This is a genomic window from Thalassospira lucentensis (genome assembly GCF_032921865.1).
Lineage (GTDB): Bacteria > Pseudomonadota > Alphaproteobacteria > Rhodospirillales > Thalassospiraceae > Thalassospira > Thalassospira lucentensis_A.
This window is the reverse complement of sequence record NZ_CP136684.1, coordinates 137,580-148,591: the sequence shown is the minus strand read 5'-3', so window position 1 is coordinate 148,591 and position 11,012 is coordinate 137,580. Positions and strand designations below refer to the sequence as shown.

Annotated in this window: 13 protein-coding genes; 5 read left to right on the top strand and 8 right to left on the bottom strand. The window is 54.1% G+C overall.

Annotated elements, in window-relative coordinates:
• Position 1 precedes the first annotated feature (1 nt).
• The 4 genes from R1T41_RS01505 to R1T41_RS01490 are packed head-to-tail and all read right to left on the bottom strand — an operon-like array spanning position 2 to position 2,213.
• Complete coding sequence (locus tag R1T41_RS01505) at positions 2-265, bottom strand: phosphopantetheine-binding protein (RefSeq protein WP_007090636.1); 264 nt, start codon at positions 263-265, stop codon at positions 2-4.
• Positions 240-1,067, bottom strand: a complete 828-nt coding sequence (locus tag R1T41_RS01500) for a lysophospholipid acyltransferase family protein (protein ID WP_317339461.1) — start codon at positions 1,065-1,067, stop codon at positions 240-242. Before R1T41_RS01500 ends, R1T41_RS01505 begins: the two co-directional genes overlap by 26 nt.
• Positions 1,060-1,803 (bottom strand): beta-ketoacyl synthase chain length factor, encoded by a 744-nt coding sequence (locus R1T41_RS01495; RefSeq protein ID WP_317339460.1) that lies wholly within the window; start codon positions 1,801-1,803, stop codon positions 1,060-1,062. Before R1T41_RS01495 ends, R1T41_RS01500 begins: the two co-directional genes overlap by 8 nt.
• A gap of 8 nt (positions 1,804-1,811) precedes the next feature.
• Entirely contained in the window at positions 1,812-2,213 is a 402-nt protein-coding gene (locus R1T41_RS01490) for a hypothetical protein (RefSeq protein WP_317339459.1), read from the bottom strand.
• A gap of 141 nt (positions 2,214-2,354) precedes the next feature.
• Between R1T41_RS01490 and R1T41_RS01485 the strand changes: the two genes are divergently transcribed.
• Entirely contained in the window at positions 2,355-2,891 is a 537-nt protein-coding gene (locus R1T41_RS01485) for a hypothetical protein (protein WP_317339458.1), read from the top strand.
• 18 nt (positions 2,892-2,909) lie between these two features.
• On the opposite strand, the gene R1T41_RS01480 is transcribed toward R1T41_RS01485, so the two are convergent.
• Positions 2,910-3,797: a LysR family transcriptional regulator gene (locus R1T41_RS01480; protein ID WP_317339455.1), complete on the bottom strand. Its 888-nt coding sequence runs from the start codon at positions 3,795-3,797 to the stop codon at positions 2,910-2,912.
• 145 nt (positions 3,798-3,942) lie between these two features.
• Here R1T41_RS01480 and R1T41_RS01475 point away from each other — a divergent pair, with 145 nt between their 5' ends.
• The 4 genes from R1T41_RS01475 (at position 3,943) to R1T41_RS01460 (ending at position 7,838) form a co-directional block, all read left to right on the top strand.
• Positions 3,943-5,442, top strand: a complete 1,500-nt coding sequence (locus tag R1T41_RS01475; RefSeq protein WP_317339453.1) for a CoA-acylating methylmalonate-semialdehyde dehydrogenase — start codon at positions 3,943-3,945, stop codon at positions 5,440-5,442.
• Positions 5,443-5,687: 245 nt separating this feature from the next.
• Positions 5,688-6,107: an H-NS histone family protein gene (locus R1T41_RS01470; RefSeq protein ID WP_317339451.1), complete on the top strand. Its 420-nt coding sequence runs from the start codon at positions 5,688-5,690 to the stop codon at positions 6,105-6,107.
• Positions 6,108-6,178: 71 nt separating this feature from the next.
• Positions 6,179-6,982 carry a hypothetical protein gene (locus R1T41_RS01465; protein WP_317339449.1) on the top strand — a complete coding sequence of 268 codons (804 nt, stop codon included), beginning with the start codon at positions 6,179-6,181 and terminating at the stop codon, positions 6,980-6,982.
• An 82-nt stretch (positions 6,983-7,064) separates the two neighbouring features.
• Entirely contained in the window at positions 7,065-7,838 is a 774-nt protein-coding gene (locus tag R1T41_RS01460; protein ID WP_317339447.1) for a metallophosphoesterase family protein, read from the top strand.
• A gap of 45 nt (positions 7,839-7,883) precedes the next feature.
• Here the strand turns inward: R1T41_RS01460 and R1T41_RS01455 are convergent, their stop codons facing one another.
• The 3 genes from R1T41_RS01455 to R1T41_RS01445 form a co-directional block, all read right to left on the bottom strand.
• Positions 7,884-8,417, bottom strand: coding sequence for a polysaccharide biosynthesis/export family protein (locus tag R1T41_RS01455; RefSeq protein WP_114109929.1), 534 nt, complete (start codon positions 8,415-8,417; stop codon positions 7,884-7,886).
• Between the two features lie 97 nt (positions 8,418-8,514).
• Positions 8,515-9,501, bottom strand: a complete 987-nt coding sequence (locus R1T41_RS01450; protein ID WP_317339444.1) for a hypothetical protein — start codon at positions 9,499-9,501, stop codon at positions 8,515-8,517.
• A 201-nt stretch (positions 9,502-9,702) separates the two neighbouring features.
• Positions 9,703-10,965 carry an outer membrane beta-barrel protein gene (locus tag R1T41_RS01445; protein WP_317339442.1) on the bottom strand — a complete coding sequence of 421 codons (1,263 nt, stop codon included), beginning with the start codon at positions 10,963-10,965 and terminating at the stop codon, positions 9,703-9,705.
• Positions 10,966-11,012 lie beyond the last annotated feature (47 nt).

The following is an 11,012-nucleotide window of genomic DNA, read 5'->3' as shown; positions in this document are numbered from 1 at the left end:
ATCACCCCTCCTTGCCCGATGCCTGAATGAATTTCGCCAGATTGCGCACGGAGGCAAAATGGGTTTTGACATCTTCGTTTTTCGCATCAATCCGGACATCGTATTTTTTCTGGATCGCAACGCCAAGTTCAAGGGCATCGATGGAATCAAGTCCCAGACCATCGACAAACAGGGCTTCTTCGCTGTCGATATCCTCGACACTTATGTCTTCGAGATTAAGCGTCTCGATAATGAAGGCTTTAAGTTCTGTTTCCAGCGAAGTCATGCGTCAGTCTGTCCAGATAATAATCCTTGATGATCCGGGTCAGCAAACGGGCCTGTCTGGCGCGGCTTAATGTCGGATCAGCAATGTCCCCAAATGATAGCGGTGCATCGACCACCAGCCGAAAACGGATTTTCGACGGCGGAATGCGATACCACGGTACCCCCTTTTTCAGGGTATCGTGATTACAGTGCACAACCACAGGAATCAAGTCGACTTGTGTTTCTATCGCGATATTCGCTACCCCGCGTTGCAATTGACCCAGTTTGCGGCGGCTGGGTGTACGGGTTCCTTCGGGGAAAATCAGGATGCAGGCACCGTTTGCCAGATGATCGCGCGCCTGCGATATCAGGTTTTCCGGGTCATCATTATTGCGAATGAAACCAGCCGCACGTACCACACCGGCCATGAACGGATTGCGAAACAGTTCGTGTTTGACGACACACTGGCAGCGATCCATCTGGGCCAGGATCATCACGACATCAAGCAATGTCGGGTGATTGGCGATGATCAGCGCCCCACGTGCGGATCGCAGGCGTTCGATATTTTCGGTTTCGGCAACCGCCACACCGGTGACATCAAGCATCCATGTGAAAAGGCGAAAACCGCGGCAGATGACAAACTGCGCATAGCGGCGGCGTTTGGCGCGGTCCTGCAGGATGATCATCATGGCGGGAAAGATGGTGATGGCCATCAAAAGCCCGCCCAGACCAAAGGCCGAAAAGGCAAAGCCGGTCGCCAGCAACCGCCAGTACCAGTTAAAGCCTTTTGTCGGCCGTGTCGGCGTGCCTTGTCTTTCAGCCATTCGATTGCATTATCCAGCCGCCGGTCTTTCCTGGCAGGTGTAACCCGGTTTTGGATGATGCACCCAGACAGGCGGCAATCGCACGTGCCTGCCGGTGGGGCATCGGGGCGGGATCATGGTCGGGGATTGGATCGAACCAGAACATTTTGCCATCTGTCGCCGTTGGCTGATCAAAGCGGATGGCAAGGGCAGTGCCGGAAATATCGTCCGGGTCCTGATCCTGATAGATGTCGGGCAGCGGCAGATCGACATAGCACAGGATGACAGGGCCATCCTCGCTGGTGAGCTGGCATAATGTTTCGGTAAGTGCTGCGATCAGGCTGTCATTCCCGGCCGAAATTGCGGTGTGGCTTTGGGTGATCGACCAGTTGATCGAGGCAACCCCGACCAGCGCATTATGCACCGACATGCTGAAATCGGCGGGGGAGAGGGTTTCGTTTGTCGCGACCTGATGGAGGAGTTTTAGCGTGCGATCAATATTGCCGTGGCGTGATGCAAAAACGATATGCGGGTTGTCACCATCGCCGATGGTATGGCCGAGCACCTCGGCGGCGGCGCGGCCATACAGATCCAGCCGCCGCCGCCAGGCAGGTTTGAGGCTGCGCGCCAGATTGGCATTATTCATGTCGTCAATCGGGACTGCGATGTGCCCGGACGTTCCGGATTTCAGGACCGCATGATCATCGCGGTCTTCCCAGAACGCCCAGTGCGAAATTCTGGCCTGCAGCAGCGTCATATCAAACCTTATTGGGCAAGGGCAGCCTTTGCCGATACCTCACGCAGGATATCCTGTCTCAGATTATTGACCCAGCGATTGTAATTATAATGGATCGAAGTGCCATCATAATTCAGATTGGTGCTGTCGACGTAGGAAATCGAAAATTCGGACTGATCAAAGTCGATTTCGACCTTGGCAAGATGGTCGCGCGGGGAATAGGTCGCGATCAGTTCACCTTCGGCCTTGCGCTGAACGATCCATTCACGGTCGCCTGCGGCCTTGATGATGCATTCTTCGATCTGTGCCATGCTGAGTTTTGCCGCATCAGCCGGGAAGGGCTGACTGCTGACATTCTGGACCGGGGCGGTGCGGCATGCGGCAACAACAAGTGCCAGCAAACCGACGACTGCAAATTTCAAACTGCGCATATCCAACCTGCCTTTTGTTGATATTATCCGATTGATCCGGTGCATTGGATCAATTATCGCGTTTTTTATTGCCCGAGCCGGGCAGACGCCCCTGATTTAAAGAACCCGTCGCCAACAACACAACCAAAACTTGCCAGATATATGAAAAAAAACGCAATCATCGATGTCAATACCGCGTTTGAGGGCAGCGTTTTATGGTGCTGGCAGCGGATCGATGATCTGAAGGGGGATCGCGCGGAAAAGCGCCGCCAAAGTTCGATGTGCGGGTGGCAGATGCTGGGCGATCTTGGTCGGTATATGTGGCCCGATATTGCGGGGGATGCGGCATTTGAAACCGTGCGGCAAAGTTCCGGCCAGCCCGGCCTGATCATCGATGGTGTGATCCATTGTGCGAGCATCAGCCACAGCCGCGACCTGGTGGCGGTGGCGATTGCCAAAGACCCGGATGCCATGATCGGCATCGATATCGAATATCGCGACCCGAGCCGTGATATCGACGCCCTGTCACGCTGGCTGTTTGACGGGGATGCGAATGGCCGGGATTTTTATCAGGGCTGGTGCGATTACGAGGCGGCCTTCAAGGCGACGGGCGAAACCGACCCGTTGGCACAGGCACGCGCCACATTGATCGCGATTGAAACCATGGATGGGTTTTCTGGCGCGCTGGCGCGGGTTTGAGCCGCCAAGAAGCAGATTCTAGTTCGCAATGAACAGGTCGCGTGCAGTACGTACCACCCGGCTGATATGATCGGCGACCGCGGCGACCCCGCGGGTGTCCTTGGTATCGGGATGCAGCAGCATCCAGTAATTTCGGGTAAAGCGGATATCGGGCAGCAGGCGGATCAGGTCGGGGACATCATGGGTGGCGTAATCATGCAGGATGCCAATGCCATGCCCGTTGCGCACCGCTTCCATCTGGGCCACGACACTGCCGCATTCGAAACGCCGTTTCATCAGTTTGCCCAGACGTGCCGCGTAATCAAGGGCGCGGCTGTAAATCAGGTCTTCGATATGGGTGACAAACAGCCGGTCGGTCAGATCGCGTTCGGACCGGATCGCGCCATAGTTTTTGATGTAGCTTTGGGATGCATAGACGCTCAGCGTGTAGTCGGTCAGTTTTTTGATCACCAGCCGCCCCTGTTTGGGGCGATCAAGGGTGATGGCGATGTCGGCTTCGCGTTGGGACAGGGAAAAGGTCCGCGGCAGCGGCACCAACTGGATCACCAGATCGGGATGCCCGGCGGCAAAGCCCGCGAGTTCACGTGCAAGGAAGTAATTGCCAAGTCCATCGGGCACGCCAACACGCACGGTTCCGGCGATGCCTTCTGCCCGGCTGGGGAAGGCGGTGCCGACTTTAAGGAAGGCTGATTCAGCGGCCTCGGCAGCACCCATCAGGGCTTTGCCGGCCTCGGTCAGTTCCGATCCGGTGGTGCGTCGTTCGACAAGTTTGGTGCCGAGTTCCTGTTCAAGCGCGGTCAGTTGCCGACCGACCGTGGCGTGGTTCAGGCCAAGCTGACGGGCGGCCGAAAGGATTTGGCCCTGTCGTGCGACGGCCAGAAAGATGCGAATGCGGTCCCAATCCATGATCTATCGACTTTAAAAATTGCACATCGAATTTTCAATAATGGTAATTGATGTGCATCCATATGCATATCCATAATCGACCTGCTTTGCGGACGGTTTTTATGATCCGCGACAAAAGATCACCACGATTATCGGGAGAAGCCGAATGTCCAGCCAGATCACCCATTACATCAACGGCAAACGTGTCGCCGGGACTTCCGGCCGGACAGCGGCCGTGTTCAACCCGGCCACCGGTCAGCAGAGTGCGACCGTTGATCTTGCATCGAAGGCCGAGGTTCGAAATGCTGTCGAAAGTGCACGGTCGGTGGCCGCGGAATGGGCCAATACCACGCCGCTGCGTCGTGCCCGTATCCTCAATAAATTCCTGGGCATCCTTGAAAGCCGTTCGGAAGAACTGGCGGCGGCCATTACCGCCGAGCATGGCAAGGTGCTTTCGGATGCACTGGGTGAAGTCACCCGCGGGATCGAGGTTGTTGAATTTGCCACCGGCGCGCCGCAGCTTTTGAAGGGCGAATTCACCGAGAATGTCGGTACCAAGGTTGATAGCCATTCGGTGCGTCAGCCGCTTGGTATTGTCGCCGGTATTACGCCGTTCAACTTCCCGGCCATGGTGCCGATGTGGATGTTCCCGGTTGCGCTTGCCTGCGGCAACTGTTTCATCCTGAAACCATCCGAACGTGATCCGTCTGCGTCGCTTCTGCTGGCGGAATGGCTGAGCGAAGCCGGTTTGCCGGACGGCGTTTTCAACGTTGTGCAGGGCGACAAGGAAGCGGTTGATGCGCTTCTGTTTGATCCGGATGTCAGCGCAATCAGCTTTGTCGGGTCGACCCCGATTGCAAAATACATCTATGAAACCGCGACTGCGCAGGGCAAACGTTGCCAGGCGTTGGGGGGCGCGAAAAACCACATGATCGTGATGCCCGATGCCGATATGGATCAGGCGGTCGATGCCCTGATGGGGGCGGCATATGGATCGGCTGGCGAACGCTGCATGGCGATTTCGGTTGCAGTACCGGTGGGCAAGGCAACGGCGGATGCGCTGGTCGAAAAGCTTGTCCCGCGCATTAACGAACTTCGCGTTGCACCGGGGACCGATCCGGCCGCCGAAATGGGGCCGCTTGTGACGGCACAGCACCGCGACAAGGTTGTCGGTTATATCAACAAGGGCGTTGAAGAAGGGGCGAAGCTGGTTGTTGATGGCCGCGACATTCGTTTGCAGGGCTATGAAGACGGCTATTTCGTTGGCGGGACCCTGTTTGACAATGTCACACCCGACATGACGATCTATAAGGAAGAGATTTTCGGCCCGGTCCTGTCAATCGTGCGGACCGATGATTTTGAAGCCGCAGCCGATCTTGTTGATAGCCACGAATATGGCAATGGTACCGCGATCTTTACCCGTGATGGCGATACGGCGCGTGAATTTGCCAACCGCACCCAGACCGGCATGGTCGGCATCAATGTGCCGATCCCGGTTCCGATGGCGTTCCATTCATTTGGCGGCTGGAAGGCATCCTTGTTTGGCGATCATCACATGCATGGGATGGAAGGGGTGCGGTTCTATACCCGCCTTAAAACCATCACCTCGCGCTGGCCGACGGGTATTCGCAAGGGCGCCGAATTCGTCATGCCGACGATGAAGTGATTTCTTTCAGAATTGACTGATGATTAAAATGATCCGGTGGTGGCTTTAACAGGCTGCTGCCGGATTATTCAATTCGGTTTGGAATGAATAATCGGCCCAGAGTTCGATTCCCGAAATATTTTTGATTTAGCGCGGATTTCATAAGTCAGCTGTTTGTAGTTTTATCTGAATTTCGATATAAATTGTAAATTGAACGGTCGGAGTATTTTGCTTTGACCAATAAAACCTGACGGGTGAGAAATTTTATGATCAGCGGGATTGATATTTCCAAGCTTGGATATGCCGAATTAAAGCGTTTGATGGAAGACGCGGAACGAGAAGTAGAAAATCGTAAATCCCAGTTTATTTCCGATCTGCGCGGAGAGATTGATCAGAAGCTTTTTGATGCAGGCCTTTCTATTTATGACCTTTATCCCGAATTATCGAAAAGCCGCGTTGCCAAAGAAGGGGAACGTCAAGTTGCAGAAAAGCAGCAGGTTGTACCGAAATATCGTAACCCCGAGAACGCGGAAGAAACCTGGACAGGCCGCGGGAGGGTAATTCACTGGGTTTTGCGTATTGCCGAGGACAGAAACATCAGTGTTGATGACATCAAAAATGATGTCGCGTTTTTGAACCCGGATCACCCGAAATATGAAACGCACAAGCAGGAGCTTTCGAAGTAGCATCGCATGCTTCGACGAAGCTTTTGATGTTACTGACGTTCTAATTGCGCACGCGGGTTGAGTTCAAGTTTATGAAAAAACTGATATTCATTTTAATCCTTCTGGCCATCGCGGGGGCAGGGGGATGGGGCTATTATCAGCATCGACTGGAATTGGAAAAACAGCAGGAAGGCCGGTTTTCTCCAAGTCCTGCTGATATTTATGCCGGTATTATCGAAGCCGTGAAGCCGACCCTCGATATGCATGGATATGGTTTGACGATGCTGGTACCCGGCAACCGGCTTGGCGAATTCGAGTGGGATTTTCGCGGTACGCTGGGCAAGGAAAATGTATCGCCACCATTTTACGGGCGGGTTACCTATGTTTGTGAAGATAATCCGCAGAGTTATTGCTGGCGACTTGATGAGTTGCTCATTAACGGGCGTATGATCGAGCGAATTTCGGGGGATGCGCAAGGCCTGAACGAACGCGAAACGGCAGAGGGAGAGGCTGTTGAAACCGTTGAACAGGTTGCCGCCGGATTTTCTGCCGATGATCAGGTCGGTGCATCCGAAATATCCACTGACCCGCAAGAATCTGAAACGGTGTCCGAGAATGTAAATGATACAGACGTCGTGACAGAAGTCGCAAGCGTGGCAGGCGAAAATACGGTTCCCCTTCCCGATGACGAGGTGAAAATCTGGCACAGTACTTCTGATACTGTTAACGCCCGTATCGGGCCGGGTACAGATTACAAGATTGCGTTTCAGATGCCGTCCGCAACGCCGTTGAAGCTTCTTGAGGAGCAGGACGGGTGGGGACAGTTTTCTTACACAGGGCCGAATGGTAAGATTTACAGTGTCTGGATCGCCATGACCCTTGTTGAAAGCAGATAGGCTTTATTTTCAGGCGTTCGTGGCATGATATGGACGCCTGATTTATCCGGTCGGGCGATATCAAAATCTTTGGGAGGAAATAGTGCTTTCCTGGTTTGCCAGAAAGAAAAAGGGCGACGAAAGGTCGCAATCGGTCTTTCTGGGAGAAACATCGATACCGGATGATATTGTCGTGTACGCGATCGGCGATATTCATGGACGGGCGGATCTTCTCGAGAATTATCTTGTTGCAATTCAGCGCGACCCGGTCGATAGCGGTATTGCGAAAAGAATTGTTTATCTGGGCGATTATATTGACCGTGGTCCCGAAAGCCGCAAAGTGATTGATATGATTCGGGAGATGGACAATGCCGGTGTCAGACAGACAAAAATCATCGGCAATCACGAAGAGTTTCTGCTGCGTTTTCTTGATAATCCGGAAGAAGGTACGTCCTGGCTTTCCTATGGGGGGGCAGAGACGCTGCTGAGTTATGGGGTTGGTATGCCTGCGGGCGTGCTTTCAGCCGGGAAGCTTGCAAAAGTCGCCGAGGATCTTCGATCCCGGATGGAAGAGAGCGGGCATCTGGTATTTTTGCAGCAGCTTGAGGATGCCGTGACAATTGGTGATTATTGCTTTGTTCATGCGGGCATAAATCCGGATCGTTCTTTGGAGAAACAGATACCCGAAGACCTGCGATGGATACGGGAGCCGTTCCTGACGCATACCGGCGGTTTCGAAAAGGTTATCGTGCATGGTCATACGATCACGGATGAACCTGAATTTCGGCCAAACCGCATAGGGATTGATACGGGAGCCTATTATAGTGGCCGGCTGACATGCCTTCGGCTGCAGGGAAGACAATATTCAATCATGTAAAAAGCCCGGTATCGACCGGGCTTTTTGGGAAATCAGGGCGCTTTATCAGAAGAACCGTTCTTCAACGCGAACTATATCGCCCGGCAGAACCACGGTTTCAGGTGTGGCTTTTTCCGGTTTACGGCTTTCATCACCCCCCCGGATAATCAGGATGTCTTCCTTGTCCGCACGGTAAGTGAAGCCGCCCCCCAGAGCGACCGCGTTAAGCACGCTCATGCCGCTGACATAGGGATAGCTGCCTGGTTCCTTCACCTCGCCCAGAATATAGAAGGGGCGATAGTTCAGGACATCAATGCTGACTTTCGGGTCCTTGAGGTAGCCTTCCTGAAGCCTATCTTCGATCACATCGGCAAGCGCACGCAGGTTTTTGCCGCCTGCGTCCACTTCTCCGATCAGCGGTAAGGATATCTGGCCATTGCCGCTGACCTCAAATTCCCCCGACAGGTCTTCTTCGCCAAATACGGTTACCCGAAGTTTATCGCCGGAACCAAGAGTATAGACTGGCTGTTGCGCATAGACATCCTGCGATACCAGCAGGGCGAATAGAGCCAACAGAAGAAAACCGACAGAACGCAACATCTTAAAACCTTTAGAACGTAAATCCCTCCGGGCGGAACCCGAAGGGATTATAGCATTATATAGAGCGGGAGCCAGCATTGCCTCAGACAAATCCGGGTTAGTTTGCGCTGGCATCCTGACCTGGGTTTTCTTCGGTCACAACGGTGATCGTGTTGCCGATATCCTGATCCTGACCGTCATTGGTGTTGTTCGAAGCGGTCTGAGTGGGTTGGACGGTTGTTGCGGCCTGCTGGACAGCCGCTGCATTAACGCCACTTACGCTTGAAACCTGGCTGGTGATGGCGGTCGACTGCGTTGGTGCCGCGACAACTGCGGCCGTGGTGATGGCTGCTGCCTGTGTCGGGGCACCCGTTGCGGCACCTTTTGCAATTGCTGCGGCCTGGCCCGGGTTAACCCGGATTGCGGCGGTTGTGATATCAGCTGCGCGATCCGGAGCCGCGGTTGCAGCGGATTGTGCAATGGCCGCAGCCAGTGCAGGCGATACCGAGGCCGCTGCGGTCGTGACTGCACCTGCCTGATCCGGTGCGGAAGCCGTTGCTGCGGCAACAACTGTCACAACAATGTTGCCCTGTTCATCGATGCTTACATTTGAACCGTTTGCAACGCCGATGGCGACGGTCGTAATTGTTGCAGCTGCTGCCGGATTGCGTTTGATGGCGCGTGATACGGCCTCGGCAATTGCGCTGTCACGCGTGCTCTGCGTACTGCTCGCGCCGTCCATCCGACCCTGTGTGACTTGCTGAATGGCATTTGCCAGCGATGCAGCATCCGTTGCATTGTCAATCAGATTTTGTTCGGCCTGAGTAAGATTACTTTGCGAGGTGGTAGTGCTGGCGACAGCGACCGCAACACCGATGGCAGCCGCGGCAGCAACACCTACGGCGAGTGCCCCGGCGGTTATTCCGCCGACCGCTGATGCACCAGCTGCGCCAGCACCTGCGGCAGCGCCAGCGCCACCAAAAGAGCCTGTTCCGGAGGAAGAGCCTGCTCCGGAAGCGGCCTGTGCCCATGCCGAAGCAGTATGGGTGCCAAGCAGACTGCCTGAAAGCAGAACAACTGCCATGAATTTCGATAAAGTTTTCATCTGATTTCCCCTGAACCCTGCAAGGTCGTCTGGCAGGTCTGGCGTAAAGTTTGAAGTGTTTTACCGGAAGCTAAAAATCTAAAGAAGTAACAGCGAATGGAACCTGATCCCTTGTGAGGGCAGGGGCGAGACATATTGCTGTATTAAAAAATCCCCCGAGGATGGTCGGGGGATTTTCAGGATATGTTACTCAGGTACAGATCAGAACTGTGCGCCAAGCTTGATGGCGAAAATATTGTTGTCGTAGCTCTGATCCGTGACGTTTGAGTCACGGTCTTCGAACTTGTAGCTGACACCGGCAAAGAAATTACGGTTCAGTTTGTAATCAAGGCCGAGACGGAAGCTCATGAGATCGTCTTCACGCGAAATGCCTTCATAATCAGAGTTCTGATAGTTGGCATCGGCTGTCGCAACAAGATTACGCAGGAATTCGTGATCAACACCGAGGCCGTAGCTGGTGGCAACGATTGCAGATGCGTCATCAGTTGTGGTTTCGTTGATCGCACGGGCGAAGGTGCCGCGAACCGTGGTCAGTTCGGTCAGGTTCCAGCGAACGGTCGCATCCGCCGAATAACCGTCCGCATCGCGAAGTGACGGATCGGTATAGTCCTGTTCCATCCAGCCAACGCCAAGGTCGGCACGGATCAGCTGGTCCAGGTCAATGGCGATACCGGTCTGAATATTATAACCATCTGAATCACGGTTGAAGCCATTATCGTCGACGTCGGAATCATAGTCGCGGTCGTTGAGAACGCCTTTGACGAATGCTTCATAACCGGTCTGGATTTCGTAACCTGCGCGAAGTTCGCCTTCAAGGACCTGACGATCACGGTCATCGTTGTTGGTGGTGCCACCATCAAGTTCTGCGTTGTCATCATAGTCGAGATCGGTAACGCGACCGGTTGCGCCAAGGCTGATACGGTTCGGCTTGAACCGGCCACCGAATTCAGCTTTCAGGCGGTCATATTCAACCGGATCGGCGGCATCGGCATCGACATCGTCGCCACCACGGTCTTCATGGAGATGTTCAAAGCTGCCCAGGCCATTGAAAGTCAGCGCCTGGCTGGCGTCAAAACGGCCATCGACCTTGGCATTGTAATCTTCGTAATCATCGTCATTTGAATCTGCATAGAACCCGAAATCGGCACCAGCACCAAGGTTCAGTGCATGGTTGTTCCAGTCAGAACGCAGGTTAAGGGTCGGCTGAACCTTGGTGATCATATCGTCGGTTTCGTCATTTTCTTCCTTGAAGATGTTGTCGTTGAATTCTTCGACAACTTCCAGCTTCGGCAAGAGACGGAATGAACCAACGGTTGCGCCTACCGGTTCGTAGCCTTCGGCGGTGCGCTGAGCAACGCCCTGATCCGGATTGACGGCTTCCTGCGCGCTGACAGAAGATGTCAGCGCCGCAACCAAAGCACCAGCGGCAACGGTTGCGAGTAATCCCCCTTTGAGAACCTTCACTTTGTATTCCCCTTCAAATCAATATCTGAAACGTGTTTTTTCGGTCA